27 protein-coding genes and 1 pseudogene are annotated in these 25540 nt (G+C 46.1%); 18 read left to right on the forward strand and 10 right to left on the reverse strand.

What is annotated here, in order from left to right; all coding sequences use genetic code 11:
- Positions 1-31 precede the first annotated feature (31 nt).
- The 7 genes from PCH02S_RS19780 (at position 32) to PCH02S_RS19810 (ending at position 5374) form a co-directional block, all read left to right on the forward strand.
- On the forward strand, positions 32-1231 hold the full coding sequence (locus PCH02S_RS19780; RefSeq protein ID WP_127455674.1) for a macrolide family glycosyltransferase: 1200 nt from the start codon (positions 32-34) through the stop codon (positions 1229-1231).
- A 132-nt stretch (positions 1232-1363) separates the two neighbouring features.
- A complete protein-coding gene (locus tag PCH02S_RS19785) occupies positions 1364-2143 on the forward strand; it encodes an SDR family oxidoreductase (RefSeq protein ID WP_127455675.1) in 780 nt (259 codons plus the stop codon).
- 174 nt (positions 2144-2317) lie between these two features.
- Positions 2318-3172 (forward strand): SDR family oxidoreductase, encoded by an 855-nt coding sequence (locus tag PCH02S_RS19790; RefSeq protein ID WP_127455676.1) that lies wholly within the window; start codon positions 2318-2320, stop codon positions 3170-3172.
- A gap of 28 nt (positions 3173-3200) precedes the next feature.
- Positions 3201-3386, forward strand: coding sequence for a hypothetical protein (locus PCH02S_RS19795; RefSeq protein WP_127455677.1), 186 nt, complete (start codon positions 3201-3203; stop codon positions 3384-3386).
- 310 nt (positions 3387-3696) lie between these two features.
- A complete protein-coding gene (locus PCH02S_RS19800; protein ID WP_127455678.1) occupies positions 3697-4299 on the forward strand; it encodes a DUF1003 domain-containing protein in 603 nt (200 codons plus the stop codon).
- Positions 4300-4390: 91 nt separating this feature from the next.
- Complete coding sequence (locus PCH02S_RS19805) at positions 4391-4921, forward strand: NAD(P)H-dependent oxidoreductase (protein WP_127455679.1); 531 nt, start codon at positions 4391-4393, stop codon at positions 4919-4921.
- A 111-nt stretch (positions 4922-5032) separates the two neighbouring features.
- A complete protein-coding gene (locus PCH02S_RS19810) occupies positions 5033-5374 on the forward strand; it encodes a cupin domain-containing protein (RefSeq protein WP_127455680.1) in 342 nt (113 codons plus the stop codon).
- A gap of 277 nt (positions 5375-5651) precedes the next feature.
- On the opposite strand, the gene PCH02S_RS19815 is transcribed toward PCH02S_RS19810, so the two are convergent.
- Together PCH02S_RS19815 and PCH02S_RS19820 are read right to left on the reverse strand one after the other, a co-directional pair.
- Positions 5652-6170, reverse strand: coding sequence for a dihydrofolate reductase family protein (locus tag PCH02S_RS19815; protein WP_246069171.1), 519 nt, complete (start codon positions 6168-6170; stop codon positions 5652-5654).
- Complete coding sequence (locus tag PCH02S_RS19820; RefSeq protein ID WP_127455682.1) at positions 6167-7063, reverse strand: alpha/beta fold hydrolase; 897 nt, start codon at positions 7061-7063, stop codon at positions 6167-6169. The genes PCH02S_RS19815 and PCH02S_RS19820 overlap by 4 nt, the downstream gene beginning before the upstream one ends.
- A 261-nt stretch (positions 7064-7324) precedes the next feature.
- Here PCH02S_RS19820 and PCH02S_RS19825 point away from each other — a divergent pair, with 261 nt between their 5' ends.
- Positions 7325-7660, forward strand: coding sequence for a winged helix-turn-helix transcriptional regulator (locus PCH02S_RS19825; RefSeq protein ID WP_127455683.1), 336 nt, complete (start codon positions 7325-7327; stop codon positions 7658-7660).
- On the opposite strand, the gene PCH02S_RS19830 is transcribed toward PCH02S_RS19825, so the two are convergent.
- Entirely contained in the window at positions 7657-7989 is a 333-nt protein-coding gene (locus PCH02S_RS19830; RefSeq protein WP_127455684.1) for a winged helix-turn-helix transcriptional regulator, read from the reverse strand. The genes PCH02S_RS19825 and PCH02S_RS19830 overlap by 4 nt on opposite strands.
- A 119-nt stretch (positions 7990-8108) precedes the next feature.
- Here PCH02S_RS19830 and PCH02S_RS19835 point away from each other — a divergent pair, with 119 nt between their 5' ends.
- The 8 genes from PCH02S_RS19835 (at position 8109) to PCH02S_RS19870 (ending at position 17324) form a co-directional block, all read left to right on the forward strand.
- Complete coding sequence (locus PCH02S_RS19835) at positions 8109-8585, forward strand: DUF4267 domain-containing protein (protein WP_127455685.1); 477 nt, start codon at positions 8109-8111, stop codon at positions 8583-8585.
- A gap of 17 nt (positions 8586-8602) precedes the next feature.
- A complete protein-coding gene (locus PCH02S_RS19840) occupies positions 8603-9046 on the forward strand; it encodes a DUF2269 family protein (RefSeq protein WP_127455686.1) in 444 nt (147 codons plus the stop codon).
- Positions 9047-9244: 198 nt separating this feature from the next.
- A complete protein-coding gene (locus PCH02S_RS19845) occupies positions 9245-10210 on the forward strand; it encodes an ABC transporter permease (protein ID WP_246069172.1) in 966 nt (321 codons plus the stop codon).
- A gap of 16 nt (positions 10211-10226) precedes the next feature.
- Positions 10227-11102, forward strand: a complete 876-nt coding sequence (locus PCH02S_RS19850; RefSeq protein ID WP_127455687.1) for a carbohydrate ABC transporter permease — start codon at positions 10227-10229, stop codon at positions 11100-11102.
- A 39-nt stretch (positions 11103-11141) separates the two neighbouring features.
- Positions 11142-12650 carry an extracellular solute-binding protein gene (locus tag PCH02S_RS19855; RefSeq protein ID WP_246069173.1) on the forward strand — a complete coding sequence of 503 codons (1509 nt, stop codon included), beginning with the start codon at positions 11142-11144 and terminating at the stop codon, positions 12648-12650.
- A gap of 89 nt (positions 12651-12739) precedes the next feature.
- On the forward strand, positions 12740-15034 hold the full coding sequence (locus PCH02S_RS19860; protein WP_164819640.1) for a helix-turn-helix domain-containing protein: 2295 nt from the start codon (positions 12740-12742) through the stop codon (positions 15032-15034).
- 31 nt (positions 15035-15065) lie between these two features.
- Positions 15066-16223, forward strand: coding sequence for an enolase C-terminal domain-like protein (locus tag PCH02S_RS19865; protein ID WP_127455690.1), 1158 nt, complete (start codon positions 15066-15068; stop codon positions 16221-16223).
- A 309-nt stretch (positions 16224-16532) separates the two neighbouring features.
- Positions 16533-17324: a hypothetical protein gene (locus PCH02S_RS19870; protein ID WP_127455691.1), complete on the forward strand. Its 792-nt coding sequence runs from the start codon at positions 16533-16535 to the stop codon at positions 17322-17324.
- Positions 17325-17364: 40 nt separating this feature from the next.
- On the opposite strand, the gene PCH02S_RS19875 is transcribed toward PCH02S_RS19870, so the two are convergent.
- Together PCH02S_RS19875 and PCH02S_RS19880 are read right to left on the reverse strand one after the other, a co-directional pair.
- Positions 17365-18165: a class I SAM-dependent methyltransferase gene (locus PCH02S_RS19875; RefSeq protein ID WP_218033166.1), complete on the reverse strand. Its 801-nt coding sequence runs from the start codon at positions 18163-18165 to the stop codon at positions 17365-17367.
- Between the two features lie 137 nt (positions 18166-18302).
- A complete protein-coding gene (locus PCH02S_RS19880; protein WP_127455692.1) occupies positions 18303-19148 on the reverse strand; it encodes an alpha/beta hydrolase in 846 nt (281 codons plus the stop codon).
- Positions 19149-19466: 318 nt separating this feature from the next.
- Between PCH02S_RS19880 and PCH02S_RS19885 the strand changes: the two genes are divergently transcribed.
- Positions 19467-20489 (forward strand): Gfo/Idh/MocA family protein, encoded by a 1023-nt coding sequence (locus PCH02S_RS19885; RefSeq protein ID WP_127455693.1) that lies wholly within the window; start codon positions 19467-19469, stop codon positions 20487-20489.
- A 56-nt stretch (positions 20490-20545) separates the two neighbouring features.
- Here PCH02S_RS19885 and PCH02S_RS19890 read toward each other — a convergent pair whose 3' ends face one another.
- From PCH02S_RS19890 to PCH02S_RS19910, 5 genes and pseudogenes are all read right to left on the reverse strand, one after another.
- A complete protein-coding gene (locus PCH02S_RS19890) occupies positions 20546-21427 on the reverse strand; it encodes an AraC family transcriptional regulator (RefSeq protein ID WP_127455694.1) in 882 nt (293 codons plus the stop codon).
- A 156-nt stretch (positions 21428-21583) separates the two neighbouring features.
- On the reverse strand, positions 21584-21709 hold the full coding sequence (locus PCH02S_RS37005) for a carbohydrate-binding protein (protein WP_127455789.1): 126 nt from the start codon (positions 21707-21709) through the stop codon (positions 21584-21586).
- Positions 21697-21861, reverse strand: a pseudogene (locus PCH02S_RS36465) (lytic polysaccharide monooxygenase); the annotation flags it as partial. The pseudogene PCH02S_RS36465 and the gene PCH02S_RS37005, both read right to left, overlap by 13 nt.
- A gap of 3 nt (positions 21862-21864) precedes the next feature.
- On the reverse strand, positions 21865-22551 hold the full coding sequence (locus PCH02S_RS19905; protein WP_127455695.1) for a response regulator transcription factor: 687 nt from the start codon (positions 22549-22551) through the stop codon (positions 21865-21867).
- Between the two features lie 26 nt (positions 22552-22577).
- Entirely contained in the window at positions 22578-24053 is a 1476-nt protein-coding gene (locus PCH02S_RS19910; RefSeq protein WP_127455696.1) for a sensor histidine kinase, read from the reverse strand.
- 129 nt (positions 24054-24182) lie between these two features.
- On the opposite strand from PCH02S_RS19910, the gene PCH02S_RS19915 reads away from it, so the two are divergent.
- Complete coding sequence (locus tag PCH02S_RS19915; RefSeq protein WP_246069174.1) at positions 24183-25502, forward strand: ABC transporter substrate-binding protein; 1320 nt, start codon at positions 24183-24185, stop codon at positions 25500-25502.
- Positions 25503-25540: the final 38 nt, after the last annotated feature.

Consider the following 25540-nt stretch of genomic DNA (forward strand, 5'->3'; position numbering starts at 1 on the left):
GTGGTAAAATATAGGTTAAGGAGTGATGGAAATGGCGCGTGTGTTATTTATTAATGGCGGCTCAGAGGGACATATCAATCCAACTATTGGCGTGGTGCAGGAACTGATTTCTCGTGGGGAAGAGGTTGTGTATTTTTGTATCGAGGCTTATCGGGAGCGCATCGAGATGACGGGAGCTTCCGTCCGAACATTTGACGATCAGAAAGTTATCAAAGCTTTTATCTCCGGCGGGCGAGATTATTTGCTCGAGAGAATCAACGGTCTTTTGCTTACGGCAGATATCGTGATTCCTAGTGTTCTTGAGCAGCTTGAAAATGAGCATTTTGATTACATCATTCATGATTCGATGTTTGGTTGCGGCCATTTGCTTGCGCAAATTCTGAAGCTTCCGGCCATCAACTCTTGTACTTCTTTTGCACAGACGAAAGGCTCATTTGATCAATTGGTGGAACAAATTTCTACGAGAATCCCCCCAGAAACACTTAAATCCATAGATGATAAGTTTCAAAACTTAACGGCAAAATTGCAGGAACAATATGCTGTGGAGATCCCTTCACGCTATGAAGTTTTTTGTAATCCTGCGCCTCTTACAATCGTTTATACAACTAGGGAGTTTCAGCCTAATGGCGCAGCGTTTGACCCTACCTTTAAATTTGTAGGTCCGTCCATCGCTTCGCGGGTGCCGCAAGAGAACTTTGACCTTGCAGCAATCGTAGGGAAGGAACCCATTTACATTTCACTGGGGACTGTTTTTAACCAAGCCATAGATTTCTATAAGCTTTGTTTTGAGGCATTGGGGAACACGGATCATACGATTGTCATGTCTATTGGGAATAGAGCGCAAATGGCTGATCTTGGGGAGATCCCTCCAAATTTCATCGTGAAAAATTATGTTCCACAAACACAGTTGCTGCCCTATACCAAATTATTTATTACACATGGTGGAATGAATAGTGCCCATGAAGGTCTCTATTACGGGGTTCCGCTAATTGTCATCCCACAAAGCGCCGATCAGCCGATGGTTGCCGCGCAAGTCGCCTCTATCGGGGCAGGCATGCAATTGCAAATGCAAAGCTTGACAGCGAATCAACTGCGGGAAGCCGTAGACCATGTGTTAAGCGAACCCTCTTACAAGATTGCTGTTGCAAATACGAGGGAATCCCTCAGGCAATCAGGCGGGTACCGGCAAGCTGTTGACGAGATTTTTAAGTATAGAAGTCACAATGAATAATCGACGAACGTTAGTAAACTATCAAACCGGAGACTGCGGCGTGCAGCCTCTTACACGCGGAGCGAGTGAAATAGACTATTTAAATTTTCTTCAGAATAGGATAGTAAAAAATGAAAGGAAGGTCGAGAACACATGAAAATGAGCGGCAATACGGTACTTATCACAGGAGGGTCGTCCGGCATCGGCTTCGAATTTGCTGTGCAGCTGATTAAGCTAGGGAACACCGTCATTATAACGGGACGGGATCAAACGAGGTTGGATGCAGCGAAGAAAAAGCTGCCGACGGTACATACGATACAAAGCGATGCTGGGGATCCTGAGGCGATTGCAGCTTTATTTGAAACGGTTGTGAAACAATTTCCTGGGCTTAATGTTCTAATCAATAACGCAGGATTCATGCGCAGGCTTAATCTACATGATCAGGATGTTGATCTGGAGGATCTAAACCGTGAGATCGAGACGAATTTGAGCGGTCCGATCCGGATGGTGAAGCAATTTCTTGCGCATCTGAAAATGCAAGAGTCGGCTGCGATCCTGAACGTATCGTCAGGCCTCGCCTTCGTCCCGCTGCCGATCTCGCCGGTGTATTGCGCAGCAAAAGCAGGAATACACTCCTTTACACAGTCGCTGAGAGTACAGCTTAAAAACACAAGAGTAAAAGTGTTCGAACTAGCGCCTCCATTGACGGATACTCCGCTTGTAGACTCGTTCGACCCGGCGGATCTGGCGGGATCGAAAGCGATGAACGTCTCCAGCATGGTGGGGGCCGCTATACGCGGGATGGAGCAGGATAACTTTGAAATCCGCCCTGGGCAAAGCAATGCTTTGAAGCTCATGAATCGAATTGCGCCGAAGTTTATATTCAGCCAGCTCAGTAAATCGGCGGACAAGATGCTGAGTGAGATGGACTAAAAGAGAAATTCATTATCATACAGGGCAAATTGTGTACATAGCCAAGCTGAGAAAAGGACGCATCGTGTGGCAGTAAAGTTTAAATATAAGGATTAACTCACTTGTGGATCGTTTCGTCAAAAGCTATTTTAAAAGTATAGATCGCAACGAACGAATAGAGAGGAAGATCGGTTGATGAAGATTATTGTCACAGGTGCGACAGGTCAGTTGGGCAATCTCGTTATACAGCATCTGCTTAAAAAAGTACCTGCAAGTCATATTATCGGGGTTGTTCGCAATCTCGAAAAAGCGGCTGCTCTTGCAGCTCTTGGCATTGAAGTTCGCTTGGCAGACTATAATGTCCCGGAATCTCTACAAAATGCTTTTAGACTTGGAACGAAACTGCTGTTCATATCAAGTTCAGATTCCGATGATACGCTGCGCGTCGTTCAACATGCCAATGTCGTGAAAGCAGCCAGAGATCAAAAATTACAACATATTGCGTATACAAGCTTTGCTTTTGCTGAAGATAATCCATTTGCTCGTGTTCATCTCGCTACGGAGAATGCGATTCATACGACTCGGATTCCTTACACTTTTTTGCGTAACGGTGGGTATACGGAATTTTTTATTAACGCGTCACTTAAAACCTATATAAAGAGCGGTACCATTTTCACTAACACCAGTAATGGCAAAGTAAATTCGGTTAGTCGCAGTGATTTGGCTTTGGCTGCAGCAACCGTTCTGACAGAGGAAGGCCATGAAAATAAGTCATATAACCTCGTGTCCAACACTCCGTGGAGTTTTGATGATTTGGCTGACATCCTTTCGGACATATCTGGTAAAACCGTGACTCATCAATCCGTGTCTTATGAAGAGGAGAAGAGCTTGCTTGTTCAGGCCGGGCTACCGAAATCTTTTGCGGAAACAACGGCTTTTATTTATCGTACCATTGCAGAAGGACAAATGGAGCGAACGACCGATGATCTGCAACAGTTGATTGGGGGTCAAACGCCTATTAAGGAACTTGTTGAAAAAGCTTTGCAGTAGCATAACCCAATTAACACGGAGGGGAAAATTGCAAATATTCAAAACCATTTTAATGCTTATTCTAATCGGTATGAGTGTTTCTGGATGTAAAAGCAAGACAGTAGAAGAAGCATTTTATAAAAATCATAAAAAAGAAAGTCGCGAAATCGCAGTGATGCTGAAGGTTGGAATCTTAACAGTAGTAACGCCATGTCTGATGGAAGTAAATTTCTAGTAGATGCACAAGGAATCAACTTTAAAGATAATGTTAGAAGATATTTCATTTACGGATACATCGATGATCCCGAAATCAGTAAGATAGAAATCATAGATAAGTATAATCAAGTGATAGGGGGAACGATCATTCAAACGAACTGGAAGAGAGTATTTTACAGTTTAGTTGAAATGAATGAATTAAGATTAACAGCGTATGACAAGAACAATAGGATGATCACGGAAATTCCTCGAATAACAACCCACGATTAGGTTAAAAATAAATTTGGTGGAATCATGCGCTAATCGTGTACAAGGATGGAATTCGAGAAATGAACAAAAAGAATATGCAAAACGATGACTTTTTTGATGAGGCTTCTGTCATTCAGGGGTTCGATATTGAGCTTAGTGAATCGAATGCGCTACGTATAGACAGATTGGTTGACGAATATGAAAAAAGTATTCTAAATCGGGTGGATGAAGAGTATTCGGAAAATACAACGATCTCCGACCGGCTTGCCGACAGCATTGCCAAGTTTGGTGGAAGCTGGACTTTCATCGGTTGCTTTGGTGCAGTGCTGGTCGTATGGATGATTTGGAATACGCTTCCTTTCATCAAACCTCTTCATTTTGACGAGCCTCCATTTATCCTGTTGAATCTGTGTTTATCATTTCTTGCAGCTTTTCAAGCGCCTATTATTATGATGAGCCAGAATCGACAAAGTGCCAGAGATAAACACGAGTCGGTTATCGATTTCGCCATTAATTATAAAGCAGAGCAGGAAATTGATGATATTCAAAAACATCTGCATCGTATGGAGGAAGATGATTTAAATACGTTAGAACAGTTTAATGGCGAGTTGTTGGAGATTAAAAAGCTTCTTGCTTCAATAGAATCTAGGCTTTCTAGACTTGATATAAAGAAAGAAGAATGAATTTGCCGCTGAATTAAAGTGATATTATAAAAAGCGTAAGGGACGTACCGTGCCCATTACGCTTTTTGACGTTATATGGAGATCAAGTAAAATGGCGAAGGTATTGTATATTACAGCTCATCCTGATCATCCACAAATTGATTCGGATGTCTGCAACGGCTGGGGAAAATTAAGTTCTGGCACCCCTTTTAATCAATTGAAACAAGAAGAACAAAACAAATTGAATCGGATGGGCGAATTGGTGGATCAATTTGTTGATGCGGATAAATATGTGTTCGTCAATCCTATGTGGAATTTTTCATTCCCACCCGTTATGAAAGCCTACATTGATTCGATTTGTGTTGCTGGAAAAACTTTTAAATATACGAGCAATGGTCCTGTTGGGTTGCTGAGCGATAAAAAGGCTATGCATATTCAGGCAAGCGGCAATTTTTATGCACAAGGGGGGCCATTTGCAGAGTTTGAAATCGGTCATCGCCACTTAAAAATGATTATGGAATTTTTTGCGGTCCCTTCGTTTGAAGGCATCTTTATAGAGGGCGTTGCTGCAAAGGCTGATCAAGCACCGGCCATTAAAGAGAAATCCATCCAATACGCCCGTGAGTTAGCTCAAAAGTTTTAAGACAAAACCCGATGCCGAAGCTATCTCGGAGAAGGACTATTATTTTGAATTTTTATTCATTTTTATGTATAATAATTCTCTATGAAAACAACGGAGAAGGAGCATATCGAGATGAAAATAAGCAAGCAAAATGCGGAACATTATATCTGGGGAGATCAATGTGACGGTTGGCATTTAGTTAAAAAAAATGAGTTAAGCGTCATTCATGAGAGGATGCCAGCGAATACATCAGAGGTCAAACATTATCATCAGCAATCCCGTCAATTTTTCTTCGTTCTGTCGGGCATTGGAACTATGGAAATGGAGGGAAAAGAGATTGTCCTCTATCCACAAGAAGGAGTCGAAGTTCCTCCATTAGTCTCTCATCAAATGTTTAATAAATCAAATGAGGACGTTGAATTTTTAGTCATTTCGCAACCAATAAGCAAGGGCGACCGGATCGTCGTCGATTAAGTTAAGATTAGTTTAAACAATCTATTTACTTTCCTTTTATTGGGATTAAGCTCTTGCAGATATGAGTGGCAAGCGGGTTTTGGTTCCTTCCAGTGGCGACCATCAGAACAAGAGTTTGAAGACTACTGCAACTGGCGTTAAAATCCTCTAGCTGCTATTCCTCAATGGCTATCTATAAAAGCTGTGAAAGTGTAGTTGATTAACACACGAAAACCGCGTCCTAAAAGGCGCGGTTTTCGTGTTCCTCCTACTGGGAAGGCAATACGAACGATGCATCTTACATTGTATGATCAATCGCATAGTGCACTTGAACGACGCCGCTGCCGAGCGACTTGAGGTTCAACAATTCCACCTCTTTGTATTGGTATTTCTCCGTATCGATTAATAGATTAAGCCCTTTTCCTTCGAGTACCGGCGCGATATTGAATATGAGTTCATCGACAAGACCTTGACTCAGGAAAGCATTGTGAAGGTCCGCACCTCCCGAAATGAGGGCAGTTGGATATCCTTTATCCCGCAGGTAGCTTAAGGCGTCGCTTGGCGAGCTTACGACCTTCACACCGGGAATTTCTTTTACGCTCCCCGATACAACGACGATATCCATTTCGGAAAAATAGCCGCCACTGCCGTTTGCCTGCATCCCTTCAAATGTACGTCTTCCGACAATGAAATTTCCTGCTTCTCTGGCATGTGCTGCAAAATCGGTGAGCGCTTCCTGCTTCGGCGGGTTATTCGGACCCGATTGTGCGTAGTTTCCATTTCCTGTTAAGGTTGCCCATAAAATTGTCTTCATCATATAACCTCCTTAGGTTGTTGCGTTGTCCGTTCAAGGACTCTGCGGATAGATGCAGTCACCCGGTCTGGTCGATCTTCCTGTACGTAGTGGGAGGCATCGACTAACGACTCGGTTTCATTCAATTTCAAATAACTCTGCCATTTTGACATCTCTTCGGGTGGAAAGCCGGCGCTATCCTTCATTCCCCACAGAATTTGAGATGGCAAATTGGCTAGAACCGGAAGTTTCTTCTCGATCTCCTCAAGCCAAGATCGTGCCTTTCGGATCTGCCTCGGGAATACCCAGGTAGGTTTCCGTGATGTTGGCGTTGGGAATGGATCGGTATAGGCCTTTCTCAAGGTATTCGTAACTTTCTCGGTATGATGGATCCCATGTGGAACAATTTTCTTAGCAAAAAAGTTATGCCTTGTTTGCAGCCAATAGCCGATTGGCCATCCCCCCATCGCTAACGAGAATAGCTTCATCGCGGGGAGTGTTGCCGGCCATGCCCATGTATTCATAACAACAATGCCGCGCAAATTCTTATGGTGCTTGACGGCGTAATTGAAACCTATCGGACCTCCCCAATCTTGCACGACTAGGACGAAGTCTCTGAGATCTAAGCGCCGGATGAATTCGGTGACCGCCTCCGAATGCTCCTGAGGTGTGTAGCCATAGCCGGAAGGAGCCTGTGACATCCCGAGTCCTGGGTAATCCAGTGCAATAAGCCGACATTCACCACTCAACTCTTTGATGACATTCCGGTAAAGATACGACCAGGTGGGATTGCCGTGTAGAAGAAGAATGACGGGGCCTTGCCCCTCGTCAACGTAATGAATCATGCCATCGCGATACGGCATCCAGTTGTCCTTGAACGGATACTCCGATGGATCTACATCAAATGGTCTTTGCATATGTGCCTCCAATCAGCCTTTCGGGAAAATTTTAAATTGTAAAGATAAAATGGCTGAATATTCAGATTTTTAAAAAGGGATGAAGCCCTGATCCTATCGCTTAATCGCCCTGGTTGCGCGCACCACGCAGGGGTTAATATCGATACGAAGTGGAATCTTATTTTCCTGCTCTTCAATAAGACTACAGTACTGTGGTACATTTGAAAAGTAGTTACAATAAGGTGCAATAGTTTCACAAAATGAACTATGGAGGAAATGTGCATGTTGGATCGTTCTTGTATCGAAGCCATTGATCCTCTGCTCGAAATCTTGGATGGTAAATGGACACTTCCTCTTTTGTTGGAGTTGTTCGTCGGCACCAGGCGATTCGGAGAGTTGCGGCGAAGGCTGCACCCGATAAGCCCGAAGACATTAACAGATCGACTGAGGGTACTAGAGGAAAAAGGCATTATTACGCGCACGTTATATCCCGGTGTTCCCCTACATGTAGAATATGAGCTAACGGAGCGCGGGTGGAAACTGCAGCCTATTTTTGCAGCTATGTGGGCTTGGGTTCAGGAAGATGACTTAAACGCAAACAAAAAGAACCAGCTTTAAGACGCTGGTTCTTTTTGTTTGCGTTCATTATGTTTTTCTCCCCAAGCACACATCATTTCTGCTACAGGGACCAATGTTCGGCCATATTCACTAAGTGAATATTCTACTTTTGGAGGGACGGTAGGGTATACCGTTCTTTGGATCACGCCTTCATGTTCTAAATCACGAAGATGTTGTGTGAGCATTTTTTGCGAGACATCAGGGATTAGCTTTTCCAGATCGCTATATCGCTTGGTGGATTCCACCAAATTCCATAAAATCGTCGGTTTCCACTTTCCTCCTAACACATGAATGACCGTCTCGATGGGACATTCGCGCTGATGAATCATTGATAAAACACACCCTTACTTTTAAGTATGTGGCGTACTTTAAAGTGCGTTCTTAACAGAATGATAGTCCCGCTATACAATAAAGTCAATCAAATAAATTGGAAAAAGGAGACAAAAAAATGAGCACATCGAATTGGGGATTAAAGTCAGTATCGTTTTGGTTAGTGGGGGTTGTTACGCTGTTGATGTTGTTTTTAGGAGTGAAAGGTTTTATCACACCGGAAGCGGCGATTCGGGATTTTGGCCTGCCTCTGCATGACGTTACGGATAAATATCTTGTTCATATTAAAGCAGATCGTGATTTGTTTATTGGTATTTTCCTGTTAGCCTTGATGGTACTTCGGATGAGAAAAGCAATGCTCGTTGTGATGCTAACTTCGATCATAATGCCTGTCATCGATGCCATATTGGTGATAACAAATGCTGTAGACAAAACGCCTTCTTGGATCCATATTGTTACCGCCGTATACGGACTTGTCGTAGGTTGGATGTTGTATCGAGAAGAGCAGGGTGCCCGGATCGCGAATACGGAAACAACGATAAGCACAAAAGCCGCAACGCCCAAAACAATTTCCTCATTAGAAGCTCAAATCTAAAGTAGGAGGGGGCTTACATGTATATTTACCTGTTGTTCGTCCATATCCTTGCCGCCGTAATAGCCATGGCTGCTGTCATCTGCTACCCCTTGATTATGAGCAGCGCCAAAACAACCAGTCAAGCCAAGTTCGCGCTCGCACTGTTGGAGAAGGCGGCGATCCTCCCGAAGTTAGGTGGCACACTGCTGCTGCTTACAGGTCTAGCCCTTGGCTTTCTGGAAGTTTCTTTGTTCAAAGAGCTGTGGTATGTGCTCTCGATTGCCATCTTCCTTGTCATTCTCGTCATTTTTGCCGGACTCATTCCAGCGGGCATTAAACAGCAGCGTACACTGCTCCAGCAGACGCCTGGTGATGATCTTCCTGATGCGTACCGGCAAAGTCGCAGGCGATCTGCCAGGTTGGATTTAATTGCAAATCTTGCTGCATTCATCGTCATTTTGTTAATGGTATTTAAACCGTAATCAAAGAAAAGAAGAACAGGCTGCGATCTTTCAGATCAGCGACTTGTTCTTCTTTTTCATTGTAGCGAGCGAAAAGTCAGTAATGACGCGGAATTTCCCTGAGAAAAAAAGTCTAATTGCGGCAAGAACGCTATTCTCGTAGGCTGTGAGTATCAATTCGAACACCAAGAGACGCGAGAGGAGGTGTACAATACAAGAATGAACAGTGAACTCAGTCAACACTTACCGTCGGAACTTGGGTCACCTGCAACCAAGCAGCGATCCCGGATTTGGGCTATTATGAAGCGCGATAAATTTCTGTATATGTTGGCACTGCCGGGCATTCTGTTTATGATCTTGTTCAAGTATGTACCGATGTGGGGCATCATTATTGCATTTCAAAATTATTCACCTTACAGAGGTGTGCTAGGAAGTGATTGGGTCGGGCTGGAGCACTTTATCCGTTTTTTTTCCAACCCTGATTTTATGATGTTGTTTCGCAACACGATGGCGATTAATTTGATGAATTTGGTTTTTTATTTTCCGCTGCCGATCATCATCGCTTTGCTGTTGAATGAGGTCATGAGCAAGCCCTTCAAGAAGGTGATCCAATCCATCGTTTATTTGCCGCACTTTTTGTCCTGGGTCATCATTGTAGGAATTACGATTCTGATGTTGACGCGCACAGATGGATCGATCAACAACCTGCTGGTGTATTTCGGTTTTTCCAAAATTGATTTTTTGACCAACCCGAAATTGTTCTGGATCTTGCTTACGGTGCAATCGATCTGGAAGGAAGCGGGCTGGGGCACGATCATTTTCCTGGCGGCTATTGCGGGGTTGGATACACAGTTATACGAAGCAGCCAAAATCGATGGTGCTAAGCGATTGCGACAGATTTGGCACATTACGCTACCAGGAATCCGCAGTGTGATTCTCATCTTACTCATTTTACGAATAGGAAATATTATGGATGTTGGTTTTGAACAAGTATTCCTTATGGGGAACGGGGCGGTATCGACCGTAGGCGAGGTTTTCGATACGTACGTGTACCGGCTCGGTATTCAACAAGGTCAGTTCAGCTTCAGTACGGCTGTTGGGCTTTTTAAGTCAGTCGTGGGGCTGGTGCTGGTCGTTATCGCCAACAAGCTGGCCAAACGGTTTGGCGAAGAAGGCGTGTATTAAGGAAGGAGAATGAAGAATGAGAAAGAGCACGAAGGACCTCTTTCCGATTGTTAACTACACGGTGTTGGCTCTTATTGGGCTAGTGACGTTGTTCCCGCTTTATTATGTGGTCGTCGTGTCATTTATGGATCCATCGGAATACTTGAAGGGAGGGCTCCGGCTGTTTCCCTCTACGTGGTCGCTGGCTTCCTACAAATATTTGCTGTCGACAAAGTCTTTCCTGAACGCCTCGATGATCAGCGGTTTCTTGGCGATTGTCGGCACCTTCTGCAGCTTGGTCATTACGGCGGCGCTTTCGTATGCACTTTCACGAAGAAGAATGCCGGCACGTCGGGCAATGCTGTTGTTAATTCTGCTGACGACACTCTTCAACCCGGGGATGATTCCACCGTATTTGCTCATACGCGATTTGCACTTGATCAACAGCATCTGGGCATTGATCATCCCGGTGCTGACGAGCGGCTGGTATGTCATTCTGATGAAGGGTTTTTTCGACAGCATTCCGGATAGCCTTGAGGAAGCGGCTCAGATGGATGGCTGCAATGATATCGGGATCTGGTTCCGAATTATTTTACCATTATCGCTGCCATCGTTAGCGGCGTTTGGGCTTTTCTATGCGGTCAGCTACTGGAACACTTTTTTCTCAGCTGTATTATACATGACCGATGCTTCGAAATGGCCGCTGCAAGTTCTGCTCCAGAACATGTTGATCGATTCGTCTACGGCGGCAGGAGGAGGCGCTGCACAGGAGCTGATGAACGAGCAGTCCATTCCTCCGGAGACTTTGAAGATGGCTGCTGTCGTCATTGCGACAGTCCCGATTTTATTTGTTTATCCGTTTTTGCAGAAACATTTCGCCAAGGGTGTCATGGTAGGTTCAATCAAAGGGTAATGAGGCAAATATCCGACTATGGATCAGGGGGTTTTTCATTTGTTACAACGTAAACATGGTATAGTAAAAAGTGCAACGATTTTGACGGCGGTCGCTCTAGCCTTAACGGGCTGCGGTGGTGGCGATGCTGCAAAATCTTCCCAGAAAGTAACCGAAATCTCTATCATGACGAACTTTAGCACGCCGGAACCGCCGGGCGCCGACAATGTGATCGTCCAGGAAATCGGCAAGCGTACGAATACGAAGTTAAATATTCAATGGGTTTCGTCCAATAACTATGCGGAAAAAACGAAGGTGACGCTGGCTTCCGGCGATATCCCGGATCTGATGTTCGTTCTGGATCCATTCGACCCGCTTGTCATGCAGATGGCAAAGGAAGGCGCATTCTGGGAGCTTACGCCTGAACTGGTGAAGGCTTACCCGAATTTGGCAGCTTACCCGTCAGCTGTTTGGCAAAGCTCCAAGATGCAGGATGGCAAAAACTATGGTATTCCTGCGGTTCGCCCAATGGGCGGGTGGTCTTTTATCAATATTCGTAAAGACTGGTTGGATAAGCTTGGTATGAAAATGCCGGAGACGATGGATGAATTATTCGAAACGATGAAGGCTTTTACATATAAAGATCCAGACGGCAATGGCAAGCAGGACACATTTGGACTGGCTGGTAATCAAGGTTCCTTCCTATTTGAGCCGCTTTTTAACTCAACGCAAGGAAAGTGGAAGCTGAAAGATGGCAAACTGGCGCATATTTATCTGGAGCCGCAAACCCGTGATGCCATTTTGTATCAAAAGAAACTATACGACGAGAAAGTCATTCCCGAAGACTTTGCGGTGCTCAAACTGAGCCAGTTCGAGGATATGGCCAAGTCTAATAAAGCGGGCATGTGGGTTGATACGGTTGAGGCCTCCTGGCGTCTGACAGAAGAACTGCGGAAAACGAATCCGAATGCGGATTTCTTGCCAATGACCTATTTGGTTAGTCCCGAAGGCAAAAAGATGGCGTATCAATGGCGTGGCTTCAATGGTATCTTCCTGATTCCGAAGAAGGTATCCGAGGCGAAGCTGAAAACAATTTTACAACTAATGGACTATGGTTCATCGACGGAAGGCACGGATCTGGCTTGGTATGGCTTCAAGGATGTTCACTATACAGAGAAGGATGGCATAAAGCTGGCCACGGAACAGGCTAAAAAGGATATTGTTTCTCAAAGTGCACTGGGTAAAATATTCAGTCGCGACGAAAAGTACCTCTGGGCTTACCGGACGGGGATGCCTGCCGATGTCTTTGAGCGTAACAAGAAAATCGTAGACGCACGGGAACCGTATCTGGTCGGCGATATTGGCAACGGATTATATTCGGAAACGGCGAGCAAATACGGAGCGGAGATCGATAAGAAGGTAGATGATCTGCGGGTCAAAGTCATCATGGGCAAGGAACCGATCAGCGCGTGGGATGATTTCGTTAACAATCTGTCCAAGGACCAGAACTTCCAGGCTATTATCAAGGAAGTCAACGATTCGTATCAGAAGCGGACAACAGGTAAATAAAAGACTTTAAAATTAACAGGAAGCGGCTTTTTGGGCATTTGCTCAAGAGCGCGCTTCCTGTATGAGCATAAAAGATGGGATGGATGGGCATGAAGAAGCGGCTAGGAAAAGGATTGCTATTATATCGGGGACACGCATTCCGGCGGAGCTTGCTGCTCATTCTGATTGTCACGACCATTCCCACCTTGCTGATTGCAGTCAGCAGTTATTATATCGGTGTCAGCTACATAGAGCGCGAGGTTGAACGGACGCATAAACTGCAGCTGGATTACACGGTCAAGCAAGTGAGCGATGCACTTGGGCATCTGCAAGTAGGTATGAACCAGTGGACGTTGAATCCGATGAGCGATAAGCTAAGAGGCATTGATTTTAAAGATAATTATGCGTTTAGCAAGGAATTTTTTGAATCTCTGACTGTTTTGAATAACAGCAGTGCGTTAATTGATCAGTCCTTAGTGTACCTTGAGAACCCACCACGCCTTATCTCGGATAGCCAAGGTATCCACAGGTTGGAAGAAAGTGGAGCCAAGCCCTACCACGAACTGCTTGCCGTCAAGGAGCGCTTGTTTTGGCGCATGCTCCAAGCACCAGCGCTCGATGGGCTGTTCGTCGTTCACAAACTGCCGGTTATCGGCGAGCCCTTTGGCGTAATCATGGCGCGTATTAACGAGAAGCAGCTTTTAAATTTGGCGGGCTTCGATGCAGGATTGGGCGGTACTGTTTTCATTCTTAACCGAGAAGGAACGCTGCTGTCACGAGATTTGTTTTCGCCTGCCGTTAAAGAGATGAACGAGGCACTCGTTAAGGAGCTAAGCGGGAAGCAGGAAAAATCCTCCTCCTTCCGTTGGAGTTGGGGAAATGAGCTGTACGTTGTATCGACGGCGACGATACCAATTACCGGTTGGGAGCTGGTTTCGGCCGTGCCGATGTCTGAATTTCTGAAACCGATCGTGCTCGTTTCCCGGCTCATTATGGCGGTGGGGCTAATTAGTTTGTTGTTTGTCCTGCTCAGCTCGTGGTACGCATCCGTCCGGTTGGTCCAACCGCTTCATCGGCTTCTCCGTACGCTGATTTCCCCGGCAGGGCCGGAGCCGCTGCTCGTTCCAAAAGACGAGATCCAGTACATCGAGGAACAATGGCGGAATTTGAGCAGAGAAAGTCATCTGCTGCAGTCCCGGCTGGAAGGGCAGCACTCCTCGCTGCGGACGGGGTTCTTGCTGCAATTGGTGCAAGGCCATCTGCAACTGTTGCAGGAACAGGAGATTACGCAGCGCATGGAGCAGTACGGCTGGGAACCGGAAGGCCAGCAATTTGTCGTGATGGTCGTACAATTATTGGGTTTCCACCGGCTGCAGGGCTCCTTCCGCGAGGATGAACAGCCGCTCGTGACGTTCGCAGCGGTAAATATGATTGAAGAGCTGACAGGCAACGACAATGTATCCGTCATGAACTTGCATGACTTATCCGTTGGCTTGTTCACGATGTTTCCCCAGGAGGTATCTCCTGCCGAGGTTGCTGAACGGCTGAAGCGGATGGCTTCGGAGATTGGCCACAGTTTGCACCGCATTTTGAAAATGGATACGGTCATCGGTCTAGGCCAGCCTGTGTCCGCCATCAGCCGCGTTCCGATCGCTTGGGAAGAGGTGCTGCAGGCACTGCGGCACAGAAAGCTGGATGTACCGAACCAGATTATCGACTTGAACGAACCGATGAACGAGCACGCAGATTCAAGATATCCTTTCGCGTTGGAGCAGGACCTGGTTCATTCGATGGTGAGTGGCCTTGGTGAGGAAAGCCATCGGTTGTTAGGCTTATTTTTCCAAGAGTTGAAGGCGCATGCGAAGCGGGAACTGCTTTTGCAGCAGGGCAGTCTTAAGCTTTTGGGAGCTGTGCAGGGGGCTTTGATGCAATCGGACGTGATGCAGGGCGGTTCCCTGTTCGATTGGGGCCAGCTCTATGCGGAGCTGTTGGCACTTAAGGACAGTGACGAGATGCAGGTTTGGTATGCAGCTCGAATCGTGGAACCGTTGATGGTGGAGCTTATGCATCATCAGAACGACAGAGCTCGCGACTTGGTTGAGCGGACAGTGGGGATGATTCGTTCGGAATATCAAACGGATATTTCGTTAGACTTGTGCGCAGACCGCCTCGGCATCTCCTCGTCGGGTCTGAGCAAGCTTTTCCTGCAAGTGACCGGCATGTATTTCGTTGACTACTTGACCAAGACGAGACTGGATCAGGCGAAAGAACTACTTGTCGGCTCCGAGCTGAAAATGCAGGAGATTGCCGTAAAAGTCGGTTATCAACCGACGTATTTTAACCGGATTTTTAAAAAGATGGAGGGCATGACCCCTAAGGATTTTCGCGAACACAATAAACTGTAGACCTTGAGATATGAAGGGAGTAGAAGTCAACATGATAATGGAACGACTGAGTCAGGTAACGGAGCCTATACGCTCCATCGAGCTTTACCGGTATGACGTGAACGTGCAGCGGACATTCAGTCATGGGGCATGGACCAACCGTATCCACGGATTTATCCGCATTTCAGCGGGGAATCAGAGTGGCTGGGGAGAAAATATTATGGCTGTCAACCGCGAGGAGCTGGATTTAAACGAATGGCTCAGCCCGTTGCAAGAATTGATCGGGATGTCTATTGGGGAAGCGGTTCGCACAGTGACGAGCCGGCTTACGGAGCTGTGCTCCAAGCGTGCCGAGATGGTGGAGACAGCGCTGCTTGATCTTGCGGGGCATCTGCTCGGTCAGTCCGCTCTTGATCTGTTGGGGCTGGATGGCAAGGAGCCTGTCCCGGGGTTATTCTGTATCCTGGAAAACGACCCGGAGAAGGTACGCGTGAGGGCGCAAGAGTCCTGGGATCAAGGGTACCGCACCCACCTTAAGGTCAAGCTGTTCGGGGACATCGCTCTGGATAAAAAGATCGTCGAAGCAGCCCGTGACATCATGGGGCCGGAGACGTTCATCGTCGGTGATGTGAACTATGGCTATCGGCCGAAGAAGAGTGAAGATGACCTTGACGGCATCGTTGCTTCACTGCGCATCCTGGAAGAGGCTGGCCTGAATGCCTGCGAAGACCCGGCGAGCTTGACCATGCCGCAGTGGATTGAGCTGCAGCGTCAAGTTGCTACGCTGCAGCTGCTGCCAGACGTGCCTCTCCGCCCGGCGGTTGAGGCTGCGCGTACGGTTACGGCGGGGATGGGCGGCATCTACAACATCCACCCGGGCTGTGCGGGTTCTCTCATTCATGCGGTAGAGCTGGCCCGCAAGATCCAAAGTTTTGGCGCCAGACTCATGATTGGTGACGACAGCTTGGTCGGCCCGGCTTGCACGGTCTGGCAGCAGCTCGCGATCGGCCTGTCGGCCGATTGGGTCGAGGCGCTGGAGAAGCCGGGCGAGTCGGACGCCTTCGAAACCTGCGTCATTGCTCAGGTTACATCAAGGACGGCTGACAGCGAGGTCAACCTGCGCAGCGATTCACCGGGCTTCGGCCTTGTGCTGGACGCGAAGCAGTTAAGGTCCGTCTGCCCGGATTACGGGCAGATTGGATTGGTTTGACCTTCGGTTTCGGCGGAGGGAACTGTAGGGCGCTATTTCTTCGGAAAGCGCCCTTTTCCTCGCCGAAGGGGAACTAGGGGCCACTATTTCCTCGTATTTGGCTGTGATTCAACCAAATACGGAGAAATAAGGCCCTGTAGTTCCCCTCAGCCAATCCAACCCCCGCTATTCGCCGAAATAGCGGACGGTAGTTCCTCCAAGTTAGCCAAGTTATTTCGAAACTTTAAGTATGATTCCGCGTCTATTCCTACAGGTGGAAAATTATGGAATAATTCCCCCTCGCATAGAATATGCTGGGAGGAGAATAAAATGAGAAAAACCTGTCTAAGTCTAGCCTTGACTTCATGCTTGATGTTCTTGGGTGCAGCATATCCTGTTCACGCCGAAGCACCCCTCATTAATTTTGTTATTATCCAGGAAACAAACTTGTATGCGAAAGACGATCAAAGCAGCCGTCCTCTAGGTGCCATAGCACCTTATCAGAATGTACAGCTTGCCCCGGGTGCACCATTTAGTTTTTACGACAAAAGAAATCCCGAGGAATGGCTAAAGGTGCAGACTTGGCTGGGAGATCGCTGGATACAGGATGATGACAATGTTTTATATGGCACGTATGAAGAACGGAAGAGTACATTAAAGCTCTTGAACACCGCAAGTTTATTTAACGAGCCAAACATTAACACGGAAACAACTCAGAAGCTTGCACCTCAGAAGATTAGTTCTACTGCCAAAATACAGTATGGACCTAAGTACGTTATAAACGCGATGAGTGCCACCGGGCAATCAGGAACGTGGTATCAAATTGATACATGGCTTGGACCTAAATGGATTATCAAACCGGCCCTTATGGAGGATGTCCATGCCGAACCGGTAGATTATCAACTTAAGTTAATGGGAACAGAAACGACATATTCCGTACCCTACGAACAGGAAGGTGAGGGGGAAGTATTGGAAGCAGGAACTGTACACGCTATTGCAAAATGGCAACATGCCCCATTGCCTGCTAATGTTATTACTTGGTATAAAATCAGTCTCCCGCAAGGTGAGCGGTGGGTAAACCCTAAGAATGATGTGATAATCCAAGAGAACTTATCCAAATGATAGAACCTTCAGATGGCCTCATTACAGAATTTACATATCCCTACATCTTTCTAAAACGAAATATAACCGCAGGCGGAATATCATACCAATCAAATTTATGATTTGCCTGTTCATCCTTCTCAAAGCTTGGCTCATGCAAACCATCCAGAACAAAACCAGAGCTGAAAAATAAGTTCATATAATAGGCTAAAGGTCTATGAAATAAGAGATGAGGAACAGGCTGACCTTTTATACCTATTGTTTGGCTAGGCTCTGGAGTTAAATAGGTTGAGATTTGGACACTGTTTCTTGTGACAATCTCCCCGTTACGGTCTTCGGATTCATGTATTTTTCTTGTAGTTGGCGTTTGGAAACAAGGATGCGGGATGGAGAATACGAAGATCCCGCTCTTTTTTAATAACTGTGAAAGTGCCTTAGTCAAAAAGGTTATATCCGCAATATCCATTAAAGCCATATTAGCTACAGCACCATCATACTTTTCTGTTCCAAGGGTTAGTAATGACTGATAGTTAGTTGCATCAACTACTCGATAGTCTATGCGATTTAAATAGTTAGTTGACCTTAATTTTGCTCGCTCGATCATGTTAGGACTATAGTCCAAAGCAACAACCTCAGCGCCTAAATCAGCCAACCTGCGTGAGAAGTTTCCATTGCCACATGCAATATCCAGAAGGATCTGACCTTCTTTTACTTCAAGAAGTTCTTCCGTCTTTGGTCTGATAATTTCACGATGGAACCGATTGCTGTGTTCACCCATGTAATCATCCCAAAACGCCGCAATCTCGTCCCATCTTGACTGGGAATCGTCCGTCATTTCATTCCATTTGCTCAGAATATCCACGTCCCTTCCACTCATGTTACTGGCTCATCCAACTCTCATAATACCATATGCTGGTATAAATATCCGTTGTCTTCTAGAGCTCCAATAACAAATAAAGCCCAAGCGGGATACGCCTGAGCTTGCATTTGCACTTCTAATCAGTCACGACCCGCCTCGTACAGCTTCTGTGCTACAACGGCAGGTTTTGTGCGTGTATAGGTAAAATGGTCTCCGTCGCCGACGATCAATCGGAACACACCGAGCCGTGAGGACATATGCGGATTCCAGCCGAAGCCTTCTCCTTGTGGCAATACGTTGTCTTGGTAGAAATAGACGTAACTTTTGGGTGTAGGCAATGTATAGAACACTTTGAGATCTAATTTCTCGAAAAGTGGTTTCGCCGGTTCAGGCTTGACTCCTGTATAAAATCGTTTGGCTTCCTCCAAAGTTGCCAAATTGACGAACAAATCACGAAACAGCGGAAATGGAAGGAGGATGGTATCGTCCTTCGATCCGGCTCTGAGCTGCTCGAAACCCTCCCTCGTCGGGGGCGGCAACTCGTCGGCTAGCGATCCGCCGTCTTTCAGAACAAATGCGTCCCAGAAGACGAGGCGTTTGATGCGGTCTGGTATTTGTTCAGCAACCTTCTGGATGACGGTGCCACCGAAACTGTGTCCTACGAGAACGAAATCGCGCAAGTTCATCTTCATGATATAATCGACGACAGACTTCGTGATCATCGCATGCGTGACATTTTTGTTCGGATCTGTGCCGTGACCCGCGTATTCCGGCGCGTGAACGGTATGCCCCTGACTGCGCAGCACGGCAGCAACGCCATCCCAGAAATGAGCGTCGGCCCAGGATCCATGCACAAGCACAAAGGATAGCCGCTGTTCAGGCAGGCGACTGATTCCGTCGGATAGGGCGGCGCTGCGCCACGAGAGCCACTCGCTTTCCGCATAGGGGGAATAGTATGGCCAGTGGGGAACAAATCGGTAATACATGTACAAACATCCTCTCAAAATGACATATATCAGCTTATGCCCAATCCGTTTGCGTGGTGTCTAAGACAGTTTTGTGCTTTTTTCACGGTTGCTATTGAAATGACAGTTTTGTGTGATTTTACACCAGTTCTGTTCCTAGAATCTATGCGGACTATCACTTACAATTGGATTTGTAGAAGCGATGGTTGAGGGGTGTGAAAGCGTTATCTTTAAAAGGATGATGAATCTAGGGGTTAACCCATGCCAGCACTTGGAAATATTTTGTGAATAGAAAAAACAGAAAAGATCAGGTTGGCAGGATCTATAGGAGGGAAATTTATGTTTAAGTTAGGTTTAATGGGTTGTGGAGTTGTTGCAAATTACGGGCATATTCCGTCAATAATGAATTCGTCTAAATTTGAATTAACGGCTATTTATGAACCTGATGTCGCTCGAAAAGAAGAGCTGCAGAAGAAACATCAGGTTGAAGTTTTTAGTGACGTAGAGCTGTTCTTCCAATCCGGAATTGATGCCGTGGTCATTACATCACCAGCGCCTTCTCATTATCAAAATGTTCGGGACGCGGCACGTTATGGAAAGCATGTCTTATGTGAAAAACCATTGGCTATGGATGACGAAGAGGCTGCAGAGATGATCGCTGTGATGGAAAAAGCGGGATTAATGTTGTTTACAGCCTTTGACTACCGGTTTAGCCCCGTTTCCCAGATGATCAAAACGATCGTTGAAAATAAAAGCATCGGTGACGTTCGCTCACTGAGGCTAAGTTATATATGGAATAATCATGGAAAATATGTCAATGATGAGCAAGTTCCTTCACCGTTAAACCTGAGACGTGCAAACCGAATGCTTGAAGGCGGACCTATGGTTGACTGCGGTGTGCACCAGATTGACCTTGCAAGATGGTGGTTGAATTCGGATGTGCAGCTTCAGCATTCGGAAGGAGCCTGGGTGGACGAGTATGAAGCTCCAGACCATATGTACCTCCATATGAAGCATGCTAATAAGGTACATACGATGCTCGAAATCAGTTATTCTTACTGTTTTACGGCCAAAGAACCGGTGTCACATTTTATTTATGAACTGATTGGGACTGACGGAGTTATTCGTTATGATCGCGAAGCCAAACTATTTGAAATGCGGAATTCATCTGGCACGACCCGGTTTCCATATGCATCAGAAAAGAATTTCAACGGCATGTACGAAGCCTTTGCTTTATCGCTTGAGACCGGTCAAACGGGAGATATGCCGACTGGACTGGACGGGCTGATTGCAACCCGGATCGCTCGCAGGGCAACGAATGAGCTCATTCAAAAACGAGCGCTTTTGCAGGCAAGCGAATAACAAAAGTGAAAAAGTGCTCTTCCGACTGCGGAAGGGCACTTTTTCACTTTCTTGCATTAAACGAGCGATACAGGTTTTTGTATTCGTTTTTTTCGAAACTCGGAAGGCGTATACTCGTTATAGCGCTTGAAAATACGGATGAACATGTTGACATTCGGGAACCCCGATTGAACGCCAACATCGGCAATACTTAACGCTTCGGTAAGCAGCAGATGCTCAGCTGTTTTTATGCGTCTCAAATGAAGATAATCGACAAAGGACATACCGATACACTGCTGGAAATATTTAATGAAATAGTGATACTCCAAATGTACGAGATGGAGTACATCCTGAATTCGAATCGGATTTCGATAATTGATTTCAATATAATCCAATACGGGCTTGAGACGCTGCCAATCTGCAGGTGAAAGGGGAGGCGAAGCGGGAGCATGACGAATGAGCAGGGAGAGCAGCTGCTTGAAGGCGCCACTTATCGCCAATTCGTAGCCAGCCTCCATACGGCTTGCTTCTTGGTACACTTGGACTAACAGCTGAAACATCGTTTCTTTGACAGATGGGTTGTTGGCAAGCACCTCATTGATACGATCCAGCGGTTCCGATAATTCCAGTAAAATAGGCGAGAAGTCCTTGGTATATTGATCTAATTGTGCCAGGATGTCCAATTGCAGCACAATTTGTTTGACTAATTTCTGTCTTCGGGTACGGTGCAACCGAGAGGATCCGATAATTAACAGATCCTGATCTTGTAATTGATAAATCGTGTCAACCGTTTCAACTTGCATGGAACCTTCAAATAAGAGAATGATTTCTACTTCTTTATGATAATGCCACATGTTCCAAGGTAACGAAGGCAGTGGCTCTAAAGTACTGTCCCATATTTTGTAACGCAGCAAGGGATGATGGTAATTAACGTGTTCATTTTTGGCGTTTTCTTCCATAGTTGTCCCTCCAACATGTTTAATTATAAGCTGCAAGGCGATATGTAAGTAAACGCTGCCATGATTTTAACATAGAATGTGGGATATCACAAAGTGAAAAGGGCAAAAAGAGGACTACCGATTCATTACTATCGGTAGTCTTCTTCATTTACTTGGTTATTTTTGCAATTCCCATAAAGCTGGAGTGACCGTTGGTGTCCAAGTAGAGATGGACTTATGGGACTGCAGACATTTGTATGTGTGGCCATTGTAGGTAACGAAAGTGCCCCTCGAGTAGCCGATTGTTGGTCAAGCTCAGGGAATTTGCCACCGGTACTGGCAATTTGGCCATCTGCGGGTTCTGCAGCAGGGAATCCCTAGGGTGCTTCCAAACTTTGGGGTTCATAAACAATGGCACTGCAATTTTTATTTTCACCTGACTTACAAAGCAGAGCTTCTTAGAGCTTTTTCAGCACCTCGAAAATTCGCAGATCATTGATGGTTTGGATAACCATTGCCGAATCAGGCATTTGAAATTTCTTGAGAATCGAATTGATTTGTTTCTTAATGGTTTCATATTCGACAAATCGCTCTTCGGCAATTTGCTTCCTTTTCTTGCCTTCGCAAAGTAAACGGAGGACCTGCAGTTCGCTTGGCGTAAGCTCTGAAATGATCTGAATAATATTCAGCAGGCTGTTTTCCGCTCGCTTCACGCGCGCAAACTCTTCACGGATTTTCTCGGCAATCATCGGGCGGATCGGGGATGCGTTCATGTAGGCGGCGCGTATGGCTTCCATAATTTCGACGTCAGTAGTGGTTTTTAATAAGTAGTCCGTGATACCCGTCTGAAAGGCGGCAAAGATGAAGTTTTCATCCTTGTGGACGGTGAGCACGATAATTTTCATCTGGGGATATTTGTCGTGAATGATTTTCGCTGCTTGAATACCCGCGAATTGGGATTCCATCTCAATATCCATGAGAATCACATCCGGTTGATGCAGCGCTGCTTGAATAACGGCGTCGTGCCCCGAGGAAACACGCGCCACACAGGCAAAATCAGCATGTCCGGCGAATGTCCTTTCCAGCCTTCGAAGGTGAGCTTCCATGTCATCAGCGATGAGAATACGGATAGGTTGATGTGTCATTATACAGGATCTCCTTTCGTCAGCTTTTAGATAATCGGCAAGTAGACCGTAAAGGTCGTTCCCACGTCTTTCTTGCTCTCGACGACGATTTTCCCGTCGTGGCCTATGATGATTTTATGGCAATAGGACAAGCCGATGCCCCAATTATTAACCGATGCTTTGGTGGTAAAAAAAGGATCGAAAATGGCCTCCAAATGCTCCTCGGCGACGCCGGGTCCGTTATCGGTAATTCGGATGAGCGCCCATCCGTTTTGCTGGCTCCGTTCGACCACAATACGGCCGTCATCCCGAAACAGGAGCGATTCACTGGCATTGAGGAGCAGGTTGTAGATGGCTTCAGTCAAATGATTGAAGTCGATATAACAATTAGCAGGCAGCGAATCTAGCGAATAATCGACTTGGCAGCGGCTGGCCTGTTCGTTTAAGCGGGCAATCGCCTGCTGAACCGGAAGATCGATAGACATCGGTTGGAGATTCAGGCTTATATTTTTTAATTTATCAGCGGCATCGTTAATGCTGGCGAGCGCCGACTGCGATGATCGTAAGATGAGGTCCAGACTATACTGGGATTCGCTGTCCGCCTGATGGCGTTCTTTCAGATATGCGGCCTCGGACTGGATGCCGATCAAATGATTTTTGAGGGCATGTGTAAATGCGCGCGTTCCGAGCGTTGCCGTGTCGATGCTTTTATTAATTTGAATATCGCGGTTTTTACGGTAAATCTCGATGGAATTAAACTTATACACCAGGTAAATCATCAAAAACAAAATTAAATAGATGGCAAATGGAAACACAGGCAAAAGGATCGACTGATAACCAAGAGGAGGCTGCAGATAGTTGAAATAACCTTTCAAATACGTTTCTTTAACCAATACTTTTGGCGCCCAGGAAAAAATAAACAGATGGATGACGACGAGCGGAATAAAGAGCAAGACATGATACAACGTTAAATTTTTGATAAACTTAATTTTCGGATAATTCAAATAATAGTTGATCAGTAGGCCAAAAGCAACAAAAAGTATCAGGTAGCGAAGGCTCTTTATAACCATTTCCATCCCACGAAAGAATGTCAAGCTATCAATCTGATTGCTTAGGGCGATATGAAAAGAAGGGTCAAAGTAGGTGGTCTCGATGATAAAAAAGAGTAAGATACCTCCGTAGCCGATCCTTTGGTGCCATGGGCTTAAGCTGCGGGTGAAGGCAATGGCGAAGCCAAGCAGCGAGCAGTAGAACAACCCAACGCCGATATTCAGCATGCGAATAAGCCAATCAGGATTAAATTTAGTCAAGACCAGATAATTCCAGGTGCCGGGACTGAAATCAAAGAAAGTGTGAATGACATTGAAATAGTAATTAAATTTACTCAGGTACAACGTAAAGGCTACAAAAGAAAGCACCCAACCGATGATGATGCCGTACATGAAGCGGGTTGACGCATGATTTAGCTTTTTGTAAGTGAATAATATGGTAAAAATAAGCAGTACAAGAGTAACGAACAGCATATAATCACTTCCTTCTCTTCAGGCAAAAGGGGGGAATAAAACATTCATCTGTCGGCCTGCCTGGTGTCTACGTATAATTCAAAATAAGAAAGCGCACACAAATCATATCAAAAAAAGGGTGGGTGTCAAATGAAAAAAAGTTTAAAGCTTGCTGTGACAGGCTCTTTGCTGTTGGGATTACTGGCTGGATGCGGGTCCGCCGGCCAAACGGCAGGAGATAAAAGCACGGCGTCTCCGGATGCCAAAGCGGCTCAAGTGAGCTTGAAAGCGACGGTACTTCAGGATGATTTGGAAACGTTTAAAACCGCTTACGAAGAATTTAGCAAAGAGAATCCGACGATCCAAGTGCAATTTGAAACAATTCCACAGGCGCAGTACTACGAAAAGCTTCGCATGCAGCTGTCTTCCGGGGATAATATCGATTTGTTCGGCGGCAACATGGATGTGTTTCTGGACACGGGCATTTTGGAGCCTTTAGACGATTATGTCAAAAAGGCGAATGTGGATGTTTCCGGATATGGCCCTTTGTATGATTCTTTAAAAGTTAACGATAAAGTTTACGGGCTTCCTTACCGGAAATCCAACTGGATGTTGTTTTACAACAAAACGTTGTTTGATCAAGCCGGCGTGGCCTATCCGAAAGCGGATATGACATGGGATGAATTCCGTGAACTGGCGAAGAAGATGACCAAAGGGGAAGGCGCCAATAAAACGTACGGGGCATTCTTGCATCCATGGGCACAAACGTGGTATATGCAAGGCGTTCAAACCGGCGCTTCGATCATCGATAAAGATTTATCGGCGTTCAAGAAAGGCCTTCAATTCCGTTTGGATATGGAAAAAGACGGCTCGATGATGGGTTGGGCCGAACAAATTACGACAAATGCGCATTACAACGCCGCTTTCCAGAAGGGCAATGTGGCGATGAATCTGATCGGGGACTGGCACGTGGCACAGCTTAGACAAGCGGAAGCCGAGAAGAAAATCAGCTTTGATTGGGATGTTGTTCCCGTTCCGCATCCGGAAGGCGTAGCAGCCAATACGAGTTTGGCGACTCCGGTGTCCTTGATGGTGAACAAGAATTCCAAGCACAAAGAAGAAGCGTTCAAAGTGCTTCAGTTCATGACCGGCGTGAAAGGCGCGAAGCAGTTTGCAGCGAAAGGCTTTCTCACAGGTTATATCAACGATGAAATCCGCAAGACGTATATTGGCGACGGCAGCTTGAAGCCTAAGAACATCCATTACTTCGTGGAACAAAAAGAATATCCGGAATATCCGCTGCTGCCTGGCGTGAAAAACATTTTGGTAAACAGCGTTTACAAACAAGAAGGCGAAATGGCTTTAACTGGCGCTCAGACCGTCGACCAAGCGATTCAAAAGATCGGTCAGCGCGTTGCCTCCGAATGGGCCGATAAATATGCCAAGGATTACAAAGCAGGCAAAAAGTAAGGGACAGAACAGAAACAGCCGAGCTTCGCTCTATGTAG

Origin of the sequence: Paenibacillus chondroitinus NBRC 15376, assembly GCF_004000765.1 — a bacterium.
Classification (GTDB): Bacteria; Bacillota; Bacilli; order Paenibacillales; family NBRC-103111; genus Paenibacillus_E; species Paenibacillus_E chondroitinus.